Here is a 22,223-nt window from a genome sequence, read left to right as displayed (position 1 = left end):
CCAAAAATGGAGCAATTTCAGTATAGAATTCAAGGCTACGCGGAGAGGTGGATGAGCGGTTTAAGTCGCACGCCTGGAAAGCGTGTGTGGGCTAATCCCCACCGCGGGTTCGAATCCCGCCCTCTCCGCCAGTAAAACAGCAAGCCCTTGATTCTTCACGGAATCAGGGGTTTTTTGTTATGGCCAGACGCACAGCCATCCCGACAGGTACACCGGATGGGTGCACCGCTATGGCTTTGTTGATGGGTCGTCGGGGTTGGCGACAAACCGACAGCGGGCTCTTCACTTGCTCGCGTCGTCGAGCGCCTGCTGACGCTGCTGGCCTTGTTGCTGAGCCTGTTGCAGTTGCTGAGCCTGTTGCAGTTGCTGCTGGATCGCCTCGCTTTGTGCCTGGCCCTGCTCGACTTCCTGCTTTTTGACCGCTGCGGCGGTCGCAGCGCTGCCCACGGCTTCGACGCCGCACCCCGACAAGACGATGGAAAGCAGCCCGGCGCAGACGGCGCTGCGCAGCCGGATCGGTGAGGAGTGCATGCAGAAACTCCTGTGTTTATCCGTTCAGCCCAGACTTCCCTGTACCGTCGCGCCCGCCACGATGAATTGGCCACCGGCCACATGGTGGAGGGTGCGCAGATCGTCGGGGGCCGTGTCGAAGTGCCAACGACCGTGGCTGAAGACCCGCTCGTCCGCCCAGGCCGCCTCGACCTGGCCAATGAACAGATCGTAGGTGTGCTGGTTGTGCGGCTCGGGCAACAGGCGGCAGACGAGCCAGCCGACGCAGCCTTGCACCAACGGCAGGTCATGGCCTGGGGCGGTGAACATCGGCACGTTGAAACGCTCCAGCTTGTCGGGTAGGTCCTTGGCGCTGTGGGTGCCCACGGCCACCGTCAGGCCAGCTTGGCCGACACAGGGCAGTTGAAGGGCGAAAAGGCCGCTGGCTTCGATCAGCTCGCGGGTGCGGGTGGCCTTGTCCAGCACCACGGTCACTTTGGGCGCTTCGCCGAAGTCGAGCACACAGGCCCAGGCGGCCGCCATCACACCGTCCACGCCCGCCCGGCGGGCTGACACCAACACCGTGGGGCCATGGTTCATCAGGCGGTAGCACTTCTCCAGGGGCACGGGGGTGAAGTGATCGGGACAGGTGTGGGGGGTTGGCATGCCTCAAACTGTAGCGCGTGTCGGTGGTCAGTGGCCCTCACGGTCATGTTCTTCAATTTTCAACTCCCGAAGCACCATGCCCGCCAGCACCTGGGCCGGTGCGTCGAAGGTCTGCATCAACCCCTCCACCGTTCCGAGCCGATCGTCGCGGTCTTCGTCCTGACTGATCTTGTTTCGCCCCTCCAGATGGTCGATGGTGAGTTCGATTCCCACGATGGCGCGCAACATTTTTTCGATGTAGTGAGCCGGGGCGTCAGACACTTGCCAAGGATTGCTGCGAGCGCTCTCCTGCGCTTGGGTCAGGCGTTCGAGCATGTTCAGAATCCAGGCCGGCTCTTCGATGGCGCGAGCCATTCCATGGGCATGAACCGTCACGTAATTCCACGTGGGCACCACCTGACCGTGGGTCTGTTTGCCGGGGTACCACGCGGGGGTGATGTAGGCGTTCGGCCCCATGAACATGACCACCGAGGGAACGCCCTGGGCCAAGGCACGCCAGACGGGGTTGGCACGGGAGACGTGCCCCAGCAAACGGCCATGGGCGCCCTGTTCCCGGTCCAGCACAAACGGAATGTGGTTGGCGACCAAACGGTCGTCTGCGGTACAAACCCACGAGCCCAAGGGGTGCTGCTCGATGTGCATGTGCAGCGCCGCCCTGTCGGGCATCGCATGGTATTTTGGTATGTACATGTGACGCCCCTAGAAGCCGGCCCAGGCATGGCGGACCATCAGTGCCGAGAGCAGCCACATCGTCATGCCGATGAGCCCATCCAACACCTGCCACGCCCGCGGGTGCGCAAACCAGGGGGCCAGCCAGCGCGCACCAAACCCCAGCAAGCTGAACCACAGCGCACTGGCCGTGCTGGCACCCGCCACGAACCAACCCTGTAAAGGTGCCGGTTGTTGGGCGCCCATGCTGCCCACCAGAAGCACGGTGTCCAGGTAAACATGTGGATTGAGCAGCGTGAAGGCCGCGGCTTGCGCGACGGCCGAGCCCAAGCTCAAGCCCTCGGCGCCACGAGCCACCTGCAAGGTCTCACCCTGGCGCACGCGCCACAACGCCTTCCACCCGTACCAAGCCAGGAATGCAGCACCGGCCAGCGCCATGGCACGCGCCAGTTGGGGCCGCTCCCCCAACGCCTGCGCCATGCCAAACACACCTGCCATGATCAACACCGCATCGGCGGCCGCGCAGAAGAGCACCACACTGCCAATGTGTTCGCGTCGAAGCCCTTGCCGCAGAACGAAAGCGTTTTGCGCGCCGATGGCCACGATCAGACCCAGGCCCAGGGCCAGTCCTTGGGCGAAGACGGGCCAAATCAAAGTGGGGGGCGGTCCGATGGTATTCATACCCCCGAGCTTGCCAGTCCGAAGTGAATTAGACAAACTACATTTACTTCACCCAGGTTAGAACCTCTAAATCGTGTTGGACTACCCATCTTTGTTCGCGTTGGTCGCTGTGGTGCGCGAAGGCAGTTTCGAGCGCGCCGCCAGGGCCTTGCATGTCACGCCGTCGGCGGTGTCTCAACGCATCCGCTTGCTGGAAGAGCGCGTGGGATGTGCTTTGGTGACCCGTGGTCAACCGTGTCAAGCCACGGAAGCGGGACGTCTGTTGTGCCAACACGGTGACCGTGTGCGCCTGCTGGAGCACGAACTTCAGCAAGCCATGCCCGCCGTGGCGCAGGAGGGGCCTGCCAGGGCCCATGTGCCCGTGGCGGTGAACGCGGACAGCCTGGCGACCTGGTGGGTGCCTGCAATGGTCGAGTTTTCAGGACAGACTCCGGCGCTGCTGCAGATCGCGGTCGATGACGAAGGACACACCGCACAATGGTTGCGCAGCGGACAGGTGTTGGGGGCCGTCACCGCCAGCGAGCAGCCCGCGGCGGGGTGCAACAGCCTGTCATTGGGCGCCATGCGCTACGTGGCCGCAGCGAGCCCGGCGTTCATTGCGCGACATTTCAAGCACGGTGTTGACGCCGCCAGCCTTGCAGAGGCGCCCAGTTTGATGTTCAACACCAAAGACGGGTTGCAACAGCGGTGGGTGGAACGACAGTGTGGCCACCGGATCGAGATGCCTCGGCACACGGTTCCGTCGGCCCAAGCCTTTGTGCTGGCCGCCGTGGGCGGCATGGGGTGGGCCATGCACCCTGAGGCATTGGTCCGCGAACACCTGGCCAGTGGCCAACTGGTGGAACTCAAACCCGGTACCGCCTTGGACGTTCCCCTGTACTGGCAGCAGACCAGAATGGCCTTCACATTGTTGGACGAACTGACCCGTGCCGTGGTGGCTACCGCCAAGGTCGGGCTGGTACAAGCCGCCTGATCATGCGTTCAAGGCGGCCAGAATGTCCTGGGCCTGCATGGGCCGGACCAGCCTCGCAACTTCGTGTCCATCGCGCAGCAGCACCAGGGTCGGCCAGAGCTTGATGCGGAAGCTGCGGCCCAGCGCCCTTCCGGGTCCGTCTTCCAGCCGAATGTGACGCCAGCGGACATCTTTCTCCAGCGCCTCGCCCAGTGCGGGTTGCGCGGCACGGCAATGTCCACACCAGCTGGTCCCGAACTCCAGCAGCGTCAAGCCAGGCAAGGCGTCCACCTCGGCTCGCGACGGGGCCTCGGTTTCGCCAAGGTAAGGGGTAGTCACACGCATGCGGGGATTGTGACCCATCAGGTGGCGCGCGCTTGCGCGTCCTCTGGGGCTTGCACTCGAATCCCGTGCCGGCCAAGATGGTCGGCACCCGCTGCGCCACCATGACGCCATGGCCCTCACCGCGGACCTTCGACAATTCGCGTACGCATCTGTCCGATACCCTGGGCCTGGTTTGCGTTGACGACGCGGCCCACGGCAAACGGGTCGGCGTGATGGCCGCCGAATGCGCCAAGGCCATGGGCTGGACGGCGCACCTCGACACCATGGTGCGTGCCGCCCCCGCCCAGCTCCCCCCTGGCACGGTCCGTGCAATTCGGTACAGGAAGCAGAGATCCACTCGGACAAACCATGAGAGGCCCACCCGAAAAAGACCGCGATCGCCCCGCGGCCTGCGCCTACAATCCGCTCACCTTCTCCCTCAACTCACTGAAAGCCTTTCCCATGAAGAAGCTCGTTTCCGTGATCGCCCTGGCCGCCGTCTCCAGCCTGAGCTGGGCGCAGGCCGAACTCAAAGTGGCCATCGACCCCACTTACGAACCCTTCACCTTCAAAACCGCCGATGGCAAACCCACCGGTTTTGACGTGGACATCGCCGAAGCCCTGTGCGCCCAGATCAAGCGCAAATGCGTCTACGTGGAACAGGTGTGGGACAGCATGATCCCTGGCCTGCAGGCCCGCAAGTACGACGTGATCATCAGCTCCATGTCGATGACCGACGAGCGCAAGCGCGTGGTTGATTTCACCGACAAGTACTACAGCACCCCCAGCAGCGTCGTCGTCAAGGCCGGCACGGCCTACACCAGCCCGGCCTCGCTCAAGGGCAAGAAAATCGGCGTGCTCAAAGGCAGCACCCAGGAAAAATACGCCATGGGCGAACTCAAGCCTGCCGGCGTGACCGTGGTGCCCTACGAGGCCCAGGACCAGGTCTACCTGGACATCCGCGCCGGCCGCCTGGACGGCACCGTGGCCGACAAGGTCGAGGTCAACGGCGGCTTCCTGCGAAAGGACGAAGGCAAGGGCTACGCTTTCGTCGGCCCGGACCTGCGCGACAAGAAATACTTCGGCGACGGCATCGGCATCGCGCTGCGCAAGGGCCAGGGCGAGTTGAAGACGCAGCTGAACGGCGCCATCAAGGCCATCCGCACCAATGGCACCTACGACAAGATCGCGAAGAAGTACTTCGACTTTGACGTTTACGGTAACTGATTGAGCGGCTACTACCTCTCCATCCTTGAGGGCGCGGCGCTCACCGTCGGGGTGTCGCTCGCGTCGCTCGTGGTGTCGGTCGCGCTCGGCCTGCTGGGCGCGGCCGCCAAGTTGTCGGGCCGACCGTTGCTGGTCGGCGGCGCCACGGTCTACACCACCCTGATCCGGGGCGTGCCCGAACTGGTGCTGATGCTGCTCGTGTTTTACGGCGGGACCATCGGCCTGATCCACCTGCTCGAAACCCTGGGGCTGGACCCGAACGTGGACATCGACCCCTTCACCGCGGGGGTGCTGACCATCGGCTTCATCTATGGGGCATACATGGCCGAAACCTTCCGCGGGGCCATCCTGTCCATTCCCAAGGGCCAGACCGAGGCCGCCCGCGCCTTTGGCATGGGTCCGGTGCGCACCTTCTGGCGCATCGTCCTGCCGCAAATGGTGCGCTACGCCCTGCCCGGCTTCACCAACAACTGGCTGGTGCTGATCAAGACGACCGCGCTGGTCAGCCTCATCGGCTTGCACGAAATGACTTACCGCGCCAAGCAGGCCAGTGCCGCCACGCGCGAGCCGTTTGTGTATCTGCTGTTCGCCGCAGCCCTGTTCCTGGCCTACACCAGCGTGTCGCTGTGGGTGTTGCGCAAGGTGAATGCCCGCTACAGCCTGGGCACGAAAAAGGTGCAGCTGTGAACTGGGAGGTGTTGACCGACCCGGCCACGCTGGCCCTGTACGGCGAAGGCCTGCTGACCACCCTGTGGCTGCTGGTCAGTTCTCTGCTGGTGGGGGCGGTGCTGGCCCTGGGCCTGGCCCTGGCACTCACCAGCCAGGTCGCGGTGCTGCGCTGGCTCGCCGGTGCCTACACCTACTGCATCCGCGGCACCCCTTTGCTGATCCAGGTCTACCTGATCTACTATGGTCTGGCGCAGTTGGAATGGATCCAGGCACGCTGGGACGATCTCTGGCCTTGGACCCTGTTCAAGGACGCTTTCTTCTGCGCCCTGCTGGCCTTTGCCATGAACAACGCCGGCTACACCGCCGAGATGCTGGCAGGCGCCATTCGCGAGACCAGCCCTGGCGAGATCGAGGCCGCCCAGGCCATGGGCATGGGCCGCTGGCAGCGCCTGCGCCGCATCATCCTGCCCAGCGCGCTGCGCCGCACCCTGCCGGCCTACAGCAACGAGGTGGTGATGATGCTGCACAGCACCAGCCTGGCCAGCACCGTGCCGGCCATGCTGGACCTGACCGCCGCGGCCAGCCGGATCTACTCCGACTTCTACCTGCCCTTCGAGGCCTACCTGTTCGCCGCAGCGATCTACCTGTGCATCACCTTCACGCTGGTGGGCACCTTCAAGCTGCTGGAAAAACGCTACCTGGCCTACCTGGCGCCCCGCCGCCACTGACCCCGCCATGACCTCACCCGACTACAAACTGCAGGTGGACGACCTGCACAAGCGCTACGGCCAGCACGAGGTGCTCAAAGGCGTGTCCCTGCGCGCGCGCGCCGGCGACGTGATCAGCATCATCGGCAGTTCCGGCTCGGGCAAGAGCACCTTCCTGCGCTGCATCAACCTGCTGGAAAAGCCGCACCAGGGCCGCATCGTGGTGGCCGGTGAGGCGCTGGAACTGAAACCGGGGCGCGATGGCGAACTGGAGCCGGTGCGCCAGGCCCAGTTGCAGCGCCTGCGCACCAAGCTGGCCATGGTGTTCCAGAACTTCAACCTCTGGGCCCACATGACGGTGCTGGAGAACATCATCGAAGCGCCGGTGCACGTGCTCAAGGTGCCCAAGGAGCAGGCTGTGGCCACGGCGCGCAAGTACCTGGAGCGCGTCGGCCTCAAAGGCGTGGAGGACCGCTACCCGGCCCACATGAGCGGCGGCCAGCAGCAGCGCGTGGCCATTGCGCGCGCCCTGGCGGTGGAACCCGAGGTGATGCTGTTCGACGAACCCACCAGCGCACTCGACCCCGAGCTGGTGACCGAGGTGCTGCGGGTGATGCAGCAACTGGCCGAGGAACACCGCACCATGGTGGTGGTGACGCACGAGATGGGCTTTGCGCGCGAGGTATCCAACCACCTGATCTTCCTGCACCAGGGGCGCATCGAGGAAGAAGGCCCGCCGCGCCAGGTGCTGGCCCAGCCCAAGAGCGAACGCTTGGCTCAGTTCCTCTCGGGCAGCCTGAAGTGATTTAAAGGAAGCGGTCCAGCAATTTGCGGCTGTGCCGGTCCAGGCTCTGGGGCTGGCGGATCAGGAACTGCACGCCGTGGCTGTCGAGCACCAGCAGCACGTCGCGGCCCAGGCGGCGGATGTCCTCCTCGCCCTTCAGCACGAAACTGGTCGGGCCGCGGTCGGTGTCCACGGTCCAGGTGCTGGGCGTGGCGAAGGCGCTGACCTCGCGCAGGCGCTGGATCACCGGCGTGAACTCGCGCAGGGCCAACTCCTCCTGCACCAGGGCGCGGCTGTCGTCCGCCAGATCGTCCAGGTGCTCGATCCAGGCGACCTCGTGACCGTCCACGCCGACCAGAGACACCTGGCCCTGGGGCGCCTGGATCGGAAAGGCGCGCACCGGCACCACGTTCTCGTGGACCTGGCCGTCGGCGGTGGTCAGCACCAGCTTGCCCAAGGGGTTGCGTTGCAGGCGCATCTCAGTCTCCGATCCGCTCGCGGTCGGCCTCGGCCTGCCGCTGTTGTGCCTGATACAGGCGCCAGTAAGCGCCCTCGTGGGCCATCAGTTCCTCGTGGCTGCCCTCCTCCACCTTGCGGCCCTTGTCCATCACCACCAGCCGGTCGGCCTTGCGCAGGGTGGACAGGCGGTGGGCAATGGCGATGGTGGTGCGGCCGCGCACCAGGTTGTCCAGGGCCTTCTGGATTTCCTTCTCTGTCTCGGTGTCCACGCTGGAGGTGGCCTCGTCGAGGATGAGGATGCGCGGATCGATCAGCAGCGCCCGCGCGATGGAGATGCGCTGGCGCTCCCCGCCGGACAGGCCCTGGCCGCGTTCGCCCACCAGGGAATCGTAGCCCTGCGGCAGGCGCAGGATGAAATCGTGCGCGTGCGCGGCGCGGGCGGCGGCCACGATGTCCTCGCGCGAGGCGTCGGGGCGGCCGTAGGCGATGTTCTCGGCGATGGTGCCGAAAAACAGGAAGGGCTCCTGCAACACCAGGCCGATGTGGCGCCGGTAGTCGGCCACGCGCAGGGCACGCAGGTCCACGCCGTCCACCAGGATGGCGCCGTCGGCCACGTCGTAAAAACGGCAGATCAGGTTGACCAGGGTGCTCTTGCCGGAACCGCTGTGGCCGACCAGCCCGACCATTTCGCCGGGCCGCACGGTCAGGTTCAGGCCGCGGATGACGGCGCGGTTGCCGTAGCGGAAGCCGACGTCGCGCATCTCCAGTTGGCCCGCCACCCGCTCCAGGGTGCGTGGGTTGACCGGCTCGGGCACGCTGGAGACGTGGTCGAGGATGTCGAAAATGCGCTTGGCACCCGAGGCGGCCTTCTGCGTCACCGAGACGATGCGGCTCATCGAGTCCAGGCGGATGTAGAAGCGCCCGATGTAGGCCAGGAAAGCCGACAGCACGCCGACGGTGATGTCGCCTTCGGCCACCAGCCAGATGCCAAAGCCCCAGACCACGAGCAGGCCGATTTCGGTCAGCAGCGACACGGTGGGCGAGAACAGCGACCAGAGCCGGTTCAGGCGGTCGTTCACCTCCAGGTTGTGGCGGTTGGCGTCGCGGAAGCGTTGCGCCTCGCGGGTCTCTTGGGCAAAGGCCTTGACCACGCGGATGCCGGGAATGGTGTCGGCCAGCACGCTGGTGACTTCGGACCAGACGCGGTCGATCTTTTCGAAGCCGGTGCGCAGCCGGTCGCGCACCACGTGGATCAGCCAGGCGATGAAGGGCAGCGGTACCAGCGTGGCCAGTGCCAGCGAGGGGTTGATGGAAAACAGGATCGCCGCGGTCATCAGGATCATGATGACGTCGGTGGCGAAGTCGAGCAGGTGCAGCGACAGGAAGACGTTGATGCGGTCGGTTTCGGAGCCGATGCGGGCCATCAGGTCACCGGTGCGGCGCCCGCCAAAATACTCCAGCGACAGGTTCAGCAGGTGCTCGTAGGTGGAGGTGCGCAGGTCGGCCCCGATGCGCTCGGACACCAGCGCCAGGATGTAGGTCTTGGCCCAGCCCAGGCTCCAGGCCAGCAGCGCAGAGCCAAACAAGCCGCCCAGCAGCCAGGCGACGAGGCCGGTGTCGATGTCCTGCCCGCTCTGGTAAGGAATCAGCACATCGTCCATCAGGGGGATGGTGAGGTAGGGCGGCACCAGGGTGGCGGCGGTGGAGGCCAGCGTCAGCAGAAAGCCAGCCAGCAACTGCCAGCGGTACGGGTGGGCAAAACGCCACAGGCGCAACAGCGTCCAGGTGGACGGCGGGGTGTGCACCACCTGCGCGCACACCTCGCATTCGTCGGCCTCCGGGTCCAGGGGCGACTGGCAGCGCGGGCACAGTTCCAGCCGGGCCAGTTGCAAGGGCTTGCCCTCGGCCTGCTCGGCCTGCTGCGCCTCGAACTGCTCGACCAAGCGGGTGGCCGACAAATGCCGCCCCAGGGTGTAACGCCAGACCGCCAGACGCTCGGCACCCCGCACCAATTCCAGGGTGCCGACGCCGTTGTGGTCGCTTTGCAGCAGGCGCAGGTCGGCGTTCAGTGCCCAGCGCTGCAACACCGCCTGCCCGCCTTGCGTGTCCAGCCACCAGAGCTGCTGGCCGTCCACCGCGAGCAGGCTGGGTCGGAAGCGCAAAGTGTCGTCCAGGTCCAGCTCCAGCCAAGCCCGCGGCTCGGTCACCGCCCCCGCCCAGGCCTGCAGCGCGGGCGCGCGCCACGCCGCGGGAAACCCCTCGGGCAATCCCGCTGGCTCAATAGGTAACGGCATGTTGCAAATATTTTTGGGTTGGAGAACACGCAAGGCGCGGAACTGGAGACACAATCACGTTCGATGGAATCACGTGACAAGTGTGTGAAAACTGCCACCGAAATGGAGCTTTTCGCGCTGCGGGTCGCTGGTCCAGTCGCTCATTCACGAGATTGTAAGGCTGCTTCCCGCCCGCAGAACCGACATCGTCACCGCCCCTCGCGCCCGCCAGCCACACCGGTGCCGGGCCCGTCTGCGGTGCACCCTCCCCCCACCATGAACCACAAGACCATCAAGCTGTTGCGGATGAGCTATCTGCGCGGGCCCAACCTCTGGACCTACCGCCCAGCGATTGAAGCGCTGATCGACATCGGAGACCTGGAAGACTGCCCGTCCAACACCCTGCCCGGTTTTTATGAGCGGCTCACCGCCTGGCTGCCGGGTCTGGTGGAGCACCACTGCGGCATCGGTGAACGCGGAGGCTTCCTGCTGCGTCTGCGCGAAGGCACCTGGCCCGGTCACATCATGGAACACGTGGCCCTGGAGCTGCAAAACCTGGCCGGCATGCAGACCGGCTTTGGCAAGGCCCGGTCCACCGAGGTGCGCGGCGTCTACAAGGTGGTGATCCGCACGCGCCAGGAAGAAGTGGGACGCCAGGCCCTGCTCGACGCCCGCGACCTGGTGATGGCCGCGATCGACGACACCGTCTTTGACGTGGCCGCCAGCGTGCGCGGCCTCAAGGCCCTGATAGACCGCCATGCCCTGGGCCCGAGCACGGCCAGCATCGTGGACGCGGCCACGCAGCGCAAGATTCCCTCCATCCGATTGACCACGGGCAACCTGGTGCAATTGGGCTACGGCAGCAAGCAGCGCCGCATCTGGACCGCCGAAACCGACAAGACCAGTGCCATCGCCGAAACCATTTCGCGCGACAAGGACCTGACCAAGCGCCTGCTGGCCGCCTGCGGCGTGCCGATTCCCGATGGCCAGGTGGTGGGCAGCCCGGCCGAGGCCTGGGAGGTGGCGAAGGACATCGGGCTGCCGGTGGTGGTCAAACCCAGCGACGCCAACCACGGCCGCGGCGTCTCGCTCGACCTGAACACCCAAACCGCGGTCGAAGCTGCCTACACCCTGGCCGACGCCGAAGGTTCGGATGTGATCGTCGAGCGCTTCATCCGCGGCCAGGAGCACCGGGTGCTGGTGGTGGGCAACCGCATGGTGGCCGCTGCCCGGGGCGAGCAGTCCTGCATCACCGGCGACGGCCAGAGCACGGTGATGGCGCTGATCGACAGCCAGATCAACACCGACCCGCGCCGGGGCGAGGAAGAAGAATTCCCGCTCGACACCATCCGCCTGCCGGAAAACTCCCTGGTCATGCTGGAACTGAGCCGCCAGGGCCTGACGCCCGAGAGCGTGCCCGCCGCCGGCCAAGTGGTGCTGGTGCAGCGCACCGGGGTGATGACCCACGACATCACCGACGAGGTCCACCCCGAGGTGGCCGAAATGGCCGCGCTGGCCGCGCGCGTGGTGGGTCTGGACATCGCCGGCATCGACCTGGTGGCCAGCGACATCTCCCAGCCGCTGCAGGCCCAGGGGGGCGCCATCGTCGAGGTCAACGCCGGGCCCGGGCTGCTGATGCACCTCAAGCCCGCCGTCGGCCAGCCGCGTCCGGTGGGCGAAGCCATCGTGGAACACCTGTTCGGCCCGCGCGACGACGGACGGGTGCCGGTGGTCGGCATCACCGGCACCGAACACACCACCCCGATTGCCCTGTTGCTGGGCTGGCTGATGCACCGCGCAGGCCACGCCACCGGCGTGGCCTGCAGCGAAGGCATGTTCGTACAGATGCAGCGGATCGACTCCAGCCACCCGTCCGACTGGGAGGCCGGCCAGCGCATCCTGATGAACCGCTGCGTCGACGCCGCCGTGCTGGAAAACTCGCCGCGCAGCATCCTGGACGAAGGCCTGTCCTACGACCGCTGCCATGTGGGGGTCGTCACCGGGGTGCCCGAACCCACCGGCCTGCAGGACCACCACATCCTCACGCGCGAGCAGATGCGCACCGTGCTGCGCACACAGGTTGACGTGGTGCTGCCCCAGGGGTGTGCGGTGCTCAACGCCGACGACGAGGTTTGCGCCGGCTTGGGCGAGCTGTCCGACGGCGACGTGGTCTATTACAGCCAGGCCAGCGAACACGCCCTGCAAGCCGCCCATTGCGAGGCAGGCCGGCGTTTCCTGCTGGTGCAGAACGGTCAGGTGGTGCTGTGGCGCAACCAGACCGCTACCCCCCTGCTCGACCTGACCCAGCCGGTGGTGGCCCGCCTGCTGACCCGGCACCTGCCGCTGCCGGCCTTGCTGGCGGCTGTGGCCGCGGCCCTGGCCCTGGACATGTCCCCCGCCCTGGTGCGCGCCGGCGTCGAAACCGCCGAGCCCCTGTTTGCCAGCGCTTGATCTGTTTGAAGGAACCGTCGCGTGGACGTCTCTCGCATCCGTGCCCTGCGGGGCCCCAACCTGTGGACCCGTGCCACGGCCATCGAAGCCATCGTGCGCTGCACGCCCGAAGAAACCGATTTGCTCAAGTGGGTCGACTTCAAGGCCCGCTTGCGCCAGCGTTTTCCCGAAATCGGCGCACTGCCCCAGCCCACCTCGCAAGGCCTGGTGTCGCTGGCCCACGCCCTGGAGCTGACCACCCTGGCGCTGCAGGCCCAGGCCGGCTGCCCGGTCAGCTTCAGCCGCACGGCACAGGCACCCGAAGCCGGCGTGTTCCAGGTGGTGGTGCAGTATTCAGAGGAAGAAGTGGGCCGCCTGGCCATGGACCTGGCGATTGAGTTGATCGCCTCCGCCGCACAGGACACCCCCTACGACACGGCCGCCGCCATCGCCCGCCTGAAAGAACTGGACGAAGACGTGCGCCTGGGTCCGTCCACCGGCGCCATCGTGGACGCGGCCGTGGCCCGCGGCATCCCCTACCGGCGCCTGACCCAAGGCAGCCTGGTGCAGTTCGGCTGGGGCAGCCAGCAGCGCCGCATCCAGGCCGCGGAATGCGACACCACCAGCGCCATCGCCGAAGGCATCGCGCAGGACAAGGAACTCACCAAAAAACTGCTGCACGCCGCCGGCGTGCCGGTACCGCTGGGGCGCCCGGTGCACAGCCCCGAAGACGCCTGGGCCGCAGCCCAGGCCCTGGGCGGTGCCGTCGTCATCAAACCCCGCGACGGCAACCAGGGCAAGGGTGTGACGGTCAACATCAGCACCCGCGAGCAGGTGGAAGCCGCCTACCTGAACGCCGTGCAGTTCCGCGACGACGTGATGGTCGAGCGCTACCTGCCGGGCATCGACTACCGCCTGCTGGTGGTTGGCAAGCAGCTGGTCGCCGCCGCCCGCCGCGACCCGCCGCTGGTCATCGGCGACGGCGAGCACACCGTGCGCCAACTGGTGGACGTGGTCAACAGCGACCCGCGGCGCGGCGACGGCCATGCCACCCCGCTGACCAAGATCCGCCTGGACGAGATCGCCGTGGACCGGCTGAACGAACAGGGCCTGACGCCCGATGCGGTGCCCGCGCGCGGCCGCCGCGTGGTCTTGCGCAACAACGCCAACCTGTCCACCGGCGGCACCGCCACCGACGTGACCGAAGAGGTCCACCCCCAGGTGGCGGCCAGGGCCGTGGCCGCGGCCCTGACCGTGGGGCTGGACATCTGCGGTGTGGACGTGGTCTGCGAGAACGTCATCGAGCCGCTGGAGCAGCAGCACGGCGGCATCGTCGAAGTCAACGCCGCACCGGGCCTGCGCATGCACGTCAGCCCGTCTTTCGGCAAGGGGCGCCCGGTCGGCGAGGCCGTCATCCAGCACATGTTCCCCAACGGCGAGGACGGGCGCATCCCCATCGTCGCGGTGACCGGCACCAACGGCAAGACCACCACCGTGCGCCTGACCAGCCACCTGCTGCGCGGCCACGGCCTGCGCGTGGGCATGACCAACACCGATGGCGTCTACGTCAACGGCCGCCAGACCGACAGCGGCGACTGCAGCGGCCCGCGCAGCGCGCGCAACGTGCTGGCCCACCCGGACGTGGACGCGGCCGTGTTCGAGACCGCGCGCGGCGGCCTGCTGCGCGAAGGCCTGGCCTACGACCGCTGCCGCGTGGCGGTGGTCACCAACATCGGCAGTGGCGATCACCTGGGCCTGAACTACATCACCACGGTGGAAGACCTGAGCGTGCTCAAGCGCGTCATCGTGCTGAACGTGGAACCGCAAGGCATGGCCGTGCTCAACGCCGCCGACCCGCAGGTGGTGCGCATGGCCGAGCATTGCCCGGGCCGCGTCACCTTCTTTGGACCGGACGAGAACCACCCGGTCATCGCCACGCACCGGGCCCTGGGCCAGCGCGTGCTGTTCGTGGCCGACGGGCACATCGTCGCGGTCGAAGGCAGCAGCCAGGTGCGCATTCCCCTGGCCCAGATCCCGATCACCCGCAACGGCGCCATCGGTTTCCAGGTGGACAACGCCATGGCCGCCATCGGGGCCGCCTGGGCCTTGAACGTGCCCTGGAACACCATCCTGCAAGGGGTTTTCACCTTCGTGAGCGACGCCCACGCTGTGCCGGGCCGCTTCAACCTGTTCGACTACAAGGGCGCGACCGTCATCGCCGACTACGGCCACAACCCGGACGCGATCCAGGCCTTGAGCACGGCGGTGCAGCAGATGCCGGCGCGGCAGCGTTCGGTGGTCATCAGCGGGGCCGGCGACCGGCGCGACGAAGACATTCGCGAGCAGACCCGCATCCTCGGCCGGGTGTTCGACGAGGTGATTCTGTACCAGGACGCCTGCCAGCGCGGCCGCGCCGACGGCGAAGTGCTGGGCCTGCTGCGCGAAGGCCTGGTGGGGGCGCCACAGACGCAGCGCGTCAGCGAGATCCGGGGCGAGTTCAACGCCATCGACGCCGCCCTGGAGGGCCTGCAACCCGGCGATCTGTGTCTGATCCTCATCGACCAGGTGCAGGAGGCGCTGGACCACATCGCCCAGCGGGTGGCGGCCAGCCAAGTCACCCCGGGCTGATCAGTCCCAGAACAGCAGGGCTTCGCGGCCCTGCACCACCATCTCGACCTGCCGGCCCACCGGCAGCACCACCTTGGTCGGCACGTGGCCAAAAGGCAGGCCGGTCAGCACCGGCACGCGCAGTTGTGCACGCAGCCAGTCCACCACCGTGGCCAGCTTGAAGCCTTTGTCGTGCGGGGTCAGCTCGTAACGGTTGAACGCGCCCAGCACCACCGCCTGCTGGCGGGCCAGCACTCCGGCGTGCAACAGTTGCGTCAGCATGCGTTCGATGCGGTAGGGGTGTTCGCCCACGTCCTCCAGAAACAGCACGCCCTGCTCCACCTGCGGGAAGAAGGGCGTGCCCAGCAAGGCACACAACACGGTGAGGTTGCCGCCCCACAAGGTGGCTTGCTCCAGCCCCCAGTCCTCGGGGGCCGACAAGGCCGCATGGGCCTTGAAGTCGGCCGCGGGCAGGCGCCAGCCGGCCCCCTCCCCCACGCCGCTGACGAGGTCGTCGAAACAGGCTTGCATGATGTCGTCGGGCTCGTCTTCGCTGGCCCAGTCTTCGAGCAAGGCGGGGCCGGCCCAGGTCGGGGTCTGGGCCTGGGCCAGGGCGGCCAGTTGCAGGGCGGTGAAATCGCTCAGGCCGACCCAGGCGCTGCCCCGCTCCACCGAGCGCTGGATGTCGGCGTAAGGCAGTTGCGGCAGCAAACGGGTCAGGCCATAGCCGCCGCGGGTGGTCAGGACCACGTCGGCGCCACTGGCCGCGGCACGCCCGATGGCGGCCAGGCGGGTGGCGTCGTCACCGGCAAAGCGCTGGTGGCTGAGCAGGGCCGCCGGGTCCACCTCCACCTCATGCCCCTGGGCCTGCAAGCGCCGCAGCGCGCGCTTGAAACCGGTTTTGTTGCGAACGGCGCCGCTGGGCGAATAGAGGTAGATGTGGGCCATGGGGGGATTATGCCCAGCAGCACTCGCCTCAATCGGACAAGCGGGGCCAGGCCCGTGGGCCGGCGCGGTGGCCGGCATCGGGGTAAGGCCAGTCGCACCAGTCCGCGGGCAAATCCGGCGCGATGGGGTCCAAGTAGCTCAGGCCCTGCACCGCTTGCGGTGCCAGGGCTTGCAGGCGCTCGGCCAGCCGGACCTGGTCGGGTGTCGCCACCACACGCCAAGCCGGCACCCCCAGCGCAGTCAGGGTGTCGATCAGGCAGCGGGCGTGCCGGTCCAAGGTGTGCCAGGCCGCCCTTTTGGGTTTGTCGCTGAGACCGAAGCCGATCAGATCGGGCACAAAGACGCGCTCACCGCGGGCGGCGCCGTCAATGGCCCAGGCCGCCCACTGCGCGCACCAGGCCGTGGGGCTGTGCAGGGCCAGCACCACGCCCCGCTGTGGCGCTGAGGCAGGCAGGTCGAGCGCGTGCAGTTGCAAGCCCTCCAAGTGGGGCCAGGCCTGCCAACGCTGGCTGTGCGGCTGCAGGTGGGGCAGCGCCTGCCACAAAGGGGCAAAGGCCGGGTCCGGTGTGCGCAAGGCGTCCTGCCGCACCGGGGTGGCCGCGGCTTTGGCGGCGGCCCGGCGCTGCGCAAAAAATGCTTGCAGCACCTCGGTGGCGGCCTCGGCCATCACCCCCGCTTGCACCGCCGTCTGGTGGTTGAGTTGCGGCATGGCGAACAGGTCCAGCACCGAGCCTGCGGCCCCGGTCTTGGGCTCGGCCGCTCCGTACACGACCCGGGCCACACGGGCGTGCAGCAGGGCCTGCGCGCACATGGCGCAGGGCTCCAGGGTCACGTACAGTTCGCAGCCGTCCAGTCGGTAGTTGCCCAGGCGTTCGGCCGCCTGGCGCAGGGCCAGCATTTCGGCATGGGCGGTCGGGTCGCAACGGGCGATGGGCTGGTTGTGGGCCTCGGCGAGCACTTCGTCACCGCCGGGCCCCGAACGCACCAGCACCGCCCCCACCGGCACCTCCCCGCGACGGGCCGCCAGCCGGGCCTGGGCCAGGGCCAGCCCCATGTAATGGGCGTCGCGGTCGGTGGCCATGGCGCGGCTGGGTCAGCGCGGGCGCGTCATTCCCACTCAGTAGTGACGTTGAAAAATACTCGTTCAAAATCAACAGCTTGCATCATGTAAATTCCTAAGTGTAACTTTTGTGCAACTTCCAGGTAACTATCAGCACCCAGTAGCGCCGCGAAAATTCTCTTCAAAGTCAACGATCTGCTGGAAAGCTTGTTGCACAGAGTGCAGATACACACGACAAGCTTCAGGGTGCATTTTTACCACAGCCTGCTACTTCACCCAAAGTCACGAAACTGTCTGCAAGTTTAAAACATAACGTCAGATGCCTGATTTTCTTCTGTTGTCTTCCTTGCATAGCATTTGACAGTTAGATGCAATAGTCTTACCACCATCATGCCATGGTGTTATGTGGTCTGCTTCCATCTCGTTAAGCTCAAAGTGATCGTTGCAAACTGTACATACGCCTTTTTGACGCTCATAAGCTTCACGTTTTTGATTGTCGCTAAATGCTCTGATGCTGAGATGCTTTTCTTTTCGCGTAAGAACGAAATGATAGATGCCCTTCTTCTTAGTGACATCTTCATCTTCCATAAGCTTAGCAATCTCTGCCTCAAGCTTAGCAGAGTCAAACTCACCGCCCTTAAATTCAGCATAGAGCGAGCCCCAATCCACACCCTTCATCTCTTTACGATACTTGATAAAGGTCGTCTTAACCCAGCTTATAACAGACTGAAAGTAAAGCCATAGCTCGTTTGCATTAGGCTTATGTTGCTGCTTAGCCATGTAAGCTTCAATCTGCCCACCACTAATCCAGCTTATGACAGTCTCAAGATAGTCTTGACGAATTGGTGTACCCAATAAATAATCACTACCAATATTGTAAGCAGGACAGTCTGTTTTGCTAAAATAGCGCTTAGCATCTGAAAGCCACGTACCAGCGTAAACAGCATTTCGCAGCTCTTGCTCAGTGAGCTTTTCTCCAGCGATGTTAATAGTCCTGAACCATTCTAGCTTTTGACTATCAGTGCCACTGCAAAGATATATCATGAGCTTGTAGTCAAGTATCTGCTCTTGTTCATCCTTCTGTAAGTTGTGAAAATATCGTTCGTTAAAAGCAAAGTCACCTTCAACGTACTGACTGATTGAGATAGTGCGTTGCTGACCATCTATCACTTCATATGTACCATCGTCACATACCGCCCAATACATAACATTTAACGGGAAATCTCTCGTTAAAGTATTGATAACAGCATCTCTTTGCTTATCCTTGTAGATGAACTCGCGTTGATATGGTGGGCGAATGTTCAGCTTACCACCGTAGCCTTTAACGCCACCTTCGCTATTGTCTTCATAGTCATCTACAAGTTCTCTTACAGTGACTTGTTTAAGTTGAATGTCCATCACTGCCGCCTTCTTATGACAATGCGATCATACATACGGCGATATGTGCCGTCACCATTATTCAAATAAAAACGAGGCCCACCTTGAGCGTAACTGCCTTTTTCTGCGTAACCAGACATGGGATTACTTAGATTTCTACTAGACCCCAAGATCTCAAACTGATCTGGATTGTACTTATCTAAAAACGTTATTGGGACACCCATCTTGCCGTTGTAGTCGCAAGGTATATCTTTGGTAGTCCCAACCTCTATCGCATCGTAGTTGACATACTCAGGATAGTCTTTTTCATTGTATGTTTTGTACAAAACCAAGTCTTCATGCCTCTTAGATATATCCAAGTTTGTGAACCAGCAAGCGTTACCCAAGCTACGCCACTTCTGACCAGTTTCGTCAATCCAAAATCTTGTAGCCCTACTTTCATAGTGACTGGGGACTTTAAAGGACATATCTCCGTTGTTGTAACCAAGCCAAATCTTATTTTCTTGGATGTACGGAAAAACATCTTTATATGTAATCGCATTCTGATTGCCAACAATCAGAAATTTCTTGTCGTGTGAAACAAGTTGATTGATGTATTCGCGAAACAAGGAAAATGGCGGATTGGTAACTACGATATCAGCTTGTTTCAGTAGCTCTATACTTTCGTCACTTCTAAAGTCGCCATCACCCTTTAGCTTAACCACTCCTATCTCATCAACACCAGGAACATTATTACCATCCTTGTCACCTTCGTACACGAGCATGACAGCTTCTTCAGCATCGTTTTCGCTGAATAAGTCTCTGCTTGAGTTTTTATAACAAGTTGTAATTAGTTTCTTAAGTCCAAGCTTCTCAAAGTTATAAGAGAAATAGTGAAAGAATCCACTTACACGTGGATCATCACAGTTGCAATAAACAACCTTTCCCTTAAAGTGCTTCTTGTAGTGCTTGAGTTCCTTTTCAATGTCCGTAAGTTGAGTGTAGAACTCGTCTTGCTTAGCATCCCTTGCCTTCGCAAAACTGCTGTTTTTGCTCTCAGTAGCCACAGCTAGTCATCCTTCCTACTCGTGAAGTATTTGTTTGTCTTGTATGGTGCCACTATAGCAGCTATAGTAAGCAGGGACTATATGCAGGAAGCTTAAACATGAAACGTATTGACGAACTGGACGATCAGATTGCCAAACTCCAAGCTGAACGTGAGCAACTTCTGGCCGCTGAACGCAAGCAAGCACTGGAAGAGGTCAAGCGCACCATTGCCAGATTCCAGTTCACCACTGACGAACTGAGTGATACCAAGGTCAAGCGCAAGCGCCGTACAAAAGCGGAAATGGCCGCTGCACGAGCCGCCGCCTGAGCTTAGATCAGTTCTACTGCTTTGCGCTTCATGTCGTCGTGCACATCAATGTAGACCTGAACTGAAGACAGGGAACGGTGGCCAGATAAACTCATCAGCACGCGAACAGGTACGCCCTTTGCAGCCAAGTTCGTTATGAAGCTGCGACGCCCTGAGTGCGAGCTTGCTCCATCAATCCCTGCGCCCTTGTACAAATGATGAAAATGCTGTGCAAGAGTGTTTGCAGTAAATCCATCCGCGCCGCGCTTCTGAGTTTGAAAGAGCTTAGCAGCGGGGCCTTGCTCTGGGGTTGTTGCGACGTAACGCTGTAGTTCCTTCCGTAGCTTTTCCGCTACGAATACCACACGCCCATAACGTCCTTTGGTCTGCTCAGCGTCCAAACGGATCTCGCTGCGTACCTGCCCTGCTTCATCCAGCACATCCTTGTAACGCAAGCTGGCCGTCTCGCCAACGCGTAGTCCTGCGTAGTGCGTGACCAGCAACATTGCACGATTGCGTGCTGCATGTGGTCGTGTCGCGATGTAATCCAGTACGCGACGTAACTCCGTCGCAGTCAGTGTCTTTGCTTGTGCCATGTGTTCCTCCAAATCAAATAAATACACATGGATAATTGTGTTTTCTTTGCTTCTGTTTTCCTACCTGAAAGACGCAGCAAGCAGACAGATAAATTTCTTCATATAGCACAACGACTTACGCGACATCACAGGAAGAATCAAAGCTTTTGCGTATTAGCTTTGATTCTTTGTGTGACGTATTTAGCCCTGTGTGCTTACAAAATCCAGCCCAGCTACCCTAGCGTTAAGACGCTATCGAAAACGCACTACGCGACGTTTGTGCAGCGTTAGCACGCTGTAAATTTCGTCCTGCTCTCTAATTTTTCTGCGTCACGAAAAATTTAACACCTGGGTATTTTTCTCTGGTACTGGTGATTTTGTATCTGTGTGTCTGTGTTCTTTATACCATTCTAGCTTGAGCTGTTTTGTATAGACGTGTTTATACAACTAGCCTCCCGCTAGCACATGCACACCACCTTAAGACAACGACGCTACGTCAGATGCCAGTTAAATGTGCAGGTATCTGTGACAGCATTAGGTCTATACATTCGTTGTTTGACTTCCATACTTCCTTGCTGCAATAGCCACCAAAGCCGCTTGCATCATAGAGAGATGTAAGTTTTATGTCGTCTGTACCAATACCTGTGTCACACCAATGCTTGACCAGCTTTTCCAGAAAATCCACATCTAGCCGCTTAACGTCAAAGTTGCCAAGCGTGAGATGGAAATGTAACGACTTGTTCCTGTCGTAGTTATCTTTTGAGCCTTCAAGTGACACGAGTACAAGTGGCAATTTCTGTGCTGAACGTACCCAACCGTTGCCAGTCAATAGACGGTTTAGCTTTGGCCTAAACTCTCTGAATGCCTGCTTCGCGTTATCAACCTTACGTTCCATTCCAGAACCTGAACTGTTGCATGTATAAAGCTTGGTCTGCAAGGTCAGTCCATGCGTGCCAAATCTTGCAAGCTCAGATGAAAATTTCTCGTATTGGTAGTTTAGTTCTGCTGTACTCATGTGAGTATTTAGCAGAACCAAAGGAAAGGAGATAATTTTTCCGGTTGCTCATGTGTACAGGCTGAATTTAAAGTTAAGTCACTGTTTAAATTTTATTGGAAATTACATGACACACCTTGCATCATTGAAGCTCGTTACTGCACAACGCAACACCGCCTTATCGCCCGTAGCACAGCGTCGTAACAAGCTGCTTAAAGCTATCTTTGAACAGATTGAACTTGCTAGCGCGATGGAAAGCGGCCAGCCCTATGCACCAACCAAGCAGAGGAAATCCAAAGATTCAGAGACTGGTGAACAAGTCACGCTGACTGTCCCCAAGCGTGTTAAGTGCTGGTGGTGGACTGGCGATAACGGAAAGCTGCAAATGAACGTCCGTTATGGATCGCGTGTCCTGACCTTGAACAACAAAGGTGCAAACGCGATTGAATGCGCTGATGGTGATGTTATCAAGTTGCTTGAGACGATCACCAAAGCTGTGCATGATGGAGAATTTGACGCTGCACTGGAAAACGCCAGCAAAGCAGCTAAAGACAAAGCAGCGTAACAAGCGCCTGCTATGCAAACATACCAAGCCACTGTAAAACTACGCAATCAGTTTGGATGCTTGTCGTTAGTCATGACATGCGTTCAAGCTGACAGCGCACACCATGCCCATACTCTATTGCTCGCTTTATATGGTCAGGGTAATCTTGTTAGCTATCCTGTCCTAGCTAACTAGCGAAGCGTCATCAGCTTCGTAATACGTCACGCACTGCTCTCATAAATACACGAAAGGAGCAGTCAATGCGTGATTCAGAATTTTTAACACCAAGAGAACAGGTGCTCATTCTCAAGCTGCTTGCAGCTAAGCAAGCCGCAGAGCACGATCCATATTTTCAAGAATACGACTCAAAAATGGGCAAAACCTTGGAGATACTTGAGCTATACAAACAGATTGGCCAAACAGTGACAGAGATTGCTAAAAAGCTTAACGAGTGA

23 protein-coding genes and 1 tRNA gene are annotated in these 22,223 nt (G+C 61.8%); 11 read left to right on the top strand and 13 right to left on the bottom strand.

The window, feature by feature from the left end:
- Positions 1-41 precede the first annotated feature (41 nt).
- Positions 42-131, top strand: a tRNA-Ser gene (locus CON77_RS05655).
- 151 nt (positions 132-282) lie between these two features.
- Here CON77_RS05655 and CON77_RS05650 read toward each other — a convergent pair.
- The 4 genes from CON77_RS05650 to CON77_RS05635 are packed head-to-tail and all read right to left on the bottom strand — an operon-like array spanning position 283 to position 2,505.
- Complete coding sequence (locus CON77_RS05650) at positions 283-531, bottom strand: hypothetical protein (protein ID WP_101048167.1); 249 nt, start codon at positions 529-531, stop codon at positions 283-285.
- Between the two features lie 24 nt (positions 532-555).
- Positions 556-1,155 carry a flavin reductase family protein gene (locus CON77_RS05645; RefSeq protein WP_101048166.1) on the bottom strand — a complete coding sequence of 200 codons (600 nt, stop codon included), beginning with the start codon at positions 1,153-1,155 and terminating at the stop codon, positions 556-558.
- A 27-nt stretch (positions 1,156-1,182) separates the two neighbouring features.
- Complete coding sequence (locus CON77_RS05640) at positions 1,183-1,845, bottom strand: FMN-binding negative transcriptional regulator (protein ID WP_101048165.1); 663 nt, start codon at positions 1,843-1,845, stop codon at positions 1,183-1,185.
- Positions 1,846-1,854: 9 nt separating this feature from the next.
- Positions 1,855-2,505 (bottom strand): LysE/ArgO family amino acid transporter, encoded by a 651-nt coding sequence (locus CON77_RS05635; RefSeq protein ID WP_101048164.1) that lies wholly within the window; start codon positions 2,503-2,505, stop codon positions 1,855-1,857.
- A gap of 73 nt (positions 2,506-2,578) precedes the next feature.
- Between CON77_RS05635 and CON77_RS05630 the strand changes: the two genes are divergently transcribed.
- Positions 2,579-3,478 carry a LysR family transcriptional regulator ArgP gene (locus tag CON77_RS05630; RefSeq protein ID WP_101048163.1) on the top strand — a complete coding sequence of 300 codons (900 nt, stop codon included), beginning with the start codon at positions 2,579-2,581 and terminating at the stop codon, positions 3,476-3,478.
- On the opposite strand, the gene CON77_RS05625 is transcribed toward CON77_RS05630, so the two are convergent.
- Positions 3,479-3,802: a thioredoxin family protein gene (locus CON77_RS05625; protein WP_101048162.1), complete on the bottom strand. Its 324-nt coding sequence runs from the start codon at positions 3,800-3,802 to the stop codon at positions 3,479-3,481. It lies immediately after the preceding gene.
- Positions 3,803-4,243: 441 nt separating this feature from the next.
- Between CON77_RS05625 and CON77_RS05620 the strand changes: the two genes are divergently transcribed.
- The 4 genes from CON77_RS05620 to CON77_RS05605 are packed head-to-tail and all read left to right on the top strand — an operon-like array spanning position 4,244 to position 7,189.
- Positions 4,244-5,008 (top strand): ABC transporter substrate-binding protein, encoded by a 765-nt coding sequence (locus tag CON77_RS05620; protein WP_101048161.1) that lies wholly within the window; start codon positions 4,244-4,246, stop codon positions 5,006-5,008.
- The gene (locus CON77_RS05615; RefSeq protein WP_101048160.1) at positions 5,009-5,695 is read left to right on the top strand and encodes an ABC transporter permease; all 687 of its coding nucleotides are present in this window, start codon (positions 5,009-5,011) and stop codon (positions 5,693-5,695) included.
- Positions 5,692-6,405 (top strand): ABC transporter permease, encoded by a 714-nt coding sequence (locus CON77_RS05610; protein ID WP_101048159.1) that lies wholly within the window; start codon positions 5,692-5,694, stop codon positions 6,403-6,405. The genes CON77_RS05615 and CON77_RS05610 overlap by 4 nt, the downstream gene beginning before the upstream one ends.
- A gap of 7 nt (positions 6,406-6,412) precedes the next feature.
- On the top strand, positions 6,413-7,189 hold the full coding sequence (locus CON77_RS05605; protein ID WP_101048158.1) for an ABC transporter ATP-binding protein: 777 nt from the start codon (positions 6,413-6,415) through the stop codon (positions 7,187-7,189).
- A gap of 1 nt (position 7,190) precedes the next feature.
- Here the strand turns inward: CON77_RS05605 and CON77_RS05600 are convergent, their stop codons facing one another.
- Both CON77_RS05600 and CON77_RS05595 read right to left on the bottom strand, forming a co-directional pair.
- A complete protein-coding gene (locus tag CON77_RS05600; RefSeq protein WP_101048157.1) occupies positions 7,191-7,646 on the bottom strand; it encodes a cyanophycin metabolism-associated DUF1854 family protein in 456 nt (151 codons plus the stop codon).
- Between the two features lies 1 nt (position 7,647).
- The gene (locus CON77_RS05595; protein ID WP_101048156.1) at positions 7,648-9,921 is read right to left on the bottom strand and encodes a cyanophycin metabolism-associated ABC transporter; all 2,274 of its coding nucleotides are present in this window, start codon (positions 9,919-9,921) and stop codon (positions 7,648-7,650) included.
- A gap of 255 nt (positions 9,922-10,176) precedes the next feature.
- Between CON77_RS05595 and CON77_RS05590 the strand changes: the two genes are divergently transcribed.
- Positions 10,177-12,351, top strand: coding sequence for a cyanophycin synthetase (locus CON77_RS05590; protein ID WP_101048155.1), 2,175 nt, complete (start codon positions 10,177-10,179; stop codon positions 12,349-12,351).
- A 21-nt stretch (positions 12,352-12,372) separates the two neighbouring features.
- The gene (gene cphA, locus CON77_RS05585) at positions 12,373-14,958 is read left to right on the top strand and encodes a cyanophycin synthetase (protein WP_101048154.1); all 2,586 of its coding nucleotides are present in this window, start codon (positions 12,373-12,375) and stop codon (positions 14,956-14,958) included.
- Here the strand turns inward: cphA and CON77_RS05580 are convergent, their stop codons facing one another.
- From CON77_RS05580 to CON77_RS05565, 4 genes are all read right to left on the bottom strand, one after another.
- The gene (locus tag CON77_RS05580) at positions 14,959-15,885 is read right to left on the bottom strand and encodes an LD-carboxypeptidase (RefSeq protein ID WP_101048153.1); all 927 of its coding nucleotides are present in this window, start codon (positions 15,883-15,885) and stop codon (positions 14,959-14,961) included.
- Positions 15,886-15,913: 28 nt separating this feature from the next.
- Positions 15,914-16,966, bottom strand: a complete 1,053-nt coding sequence (gene tadA, locus CON77_RS05575; protein WP_101048152.1) for a tRNA adenosine(34) deaminase TadA — start codon at positions 16,964-16,966, stop codon at positions 15,914-15,916.
- Positions 16,967-17,260: 294 nt separating this feature from the next.
- A complete protein-coding gene (locus CON77_RS05570; RefSeq protein WP_101048151.1) occupies positions 17,261-18,343 on the bottom strand; it encodes a GmrSD restriction endonuclease domain-containing protein in 1,083 nt (360 codons plus the stop codon).
- Positions 18,343-19,368, bottom strand: coding sequence for an adenine-specific methyltransferase EcoRI family protein (locus CON77_RS05565; protein WP_101048150.1), 1,026 nt, complete (start codon positions 19,366-19,368; stop codon positions 18,343-18,345). Before CON77_RS05565 ends, CON77_RS05570 begins: the two co-directional genes overlap by 1 nt.
- A 98-nt stretch (positions 19,369-19,466) precedes the next feature.
- Here CON77_RS05565 and CON77_RS05560 point away from each other — a divergent pair, with 98 nt between their 5' ends.
- Positions 19,467-19,676: an H-NS family nucleoid-associated regulatory protein gene (locus CON77_RS05560; protein WP_101048149.1), complete on the top strand. Its 210-nt coding sequence runs from the start codon at positions 19,467-19,469 to the stop codon at positions 19,674-19,676.
- Between the two features lie 2 nt (positions 19,677-19,678).
- On the opposite strand, the gene CON77_RS05555 is transcribed toward CON77_RS05560, so the two are convergent.
- Both CON77_RS05555 and CON77_RS15100 read right to left on the bottom strand, forming a co-directional pair.
- Positions 19,679-20,251 (bottom strand): tyrosine-type recombinase/integrase, encoded by a 573-nt coding sequence (locus CON77_RS05555; RefSeq protein WP_101048148.1) that lies wholly within the window; start codon positions 20,249-20,251, stop codon positions 19,679-19,681.
- 475 nt (positions 20,252-20,726) lie between these two features.
- Positions 20,727-21,245, bottom strand: coding sequence for a hypothetical protein (locus CON77_RS15100; RefSeq protein ID WP_157826849.1), 519 nt, complete (start codon positions 21,243-21,245; stop codon positions 20,727-20,729).
- Between the two features lie 106 nt (positions 21,246-21,351).
- Between CON77_RS15100 and CON77_RS05550 the strand changes: the two genes are divergently transcribed.
- Together CON77_RS05550 and CON77_RS15095 are read left to right on the top strand one after the other, a co-directional pair.
- Positions 21,352-21,789, top strand: coding sequence for a DUF6641 family protein (locus CON77_RS05550; RefSeq protein WP_101048147.1), 438 nt, complete (start codon positions 21,352-21,354; stop codon positions 21,787-21,789).
- A 239-nt stretch (positions 21,790-22,028) separates the two neighbouring features.
- Complete coding sequence (locus CON77_RS15095; protein ID WP_157826848.1) at positions 22,029-22,223, top strand: hypothetical protein; 195 nt, start codon at positions 22,029-22,031, stop codon at positions 22,221-22,223.

Source organism: Macromonas nakdongensis (assembly GCF_002837145.1).
In the GTDB taxonomy this organism is placed as follows: domain Bacteria; phylum Pseudomonadota; class Gammaproteobacteria; order Burkholderiales; family Burkholderiaceae_C; genus Macromonas_B; species Macromonas_B nakdongensis.
The sequence above is the reverse complement of the archived record's forward strand: the minus strand, read 5'-3'. Positions and strand labels throughout refer to the sequence as shown.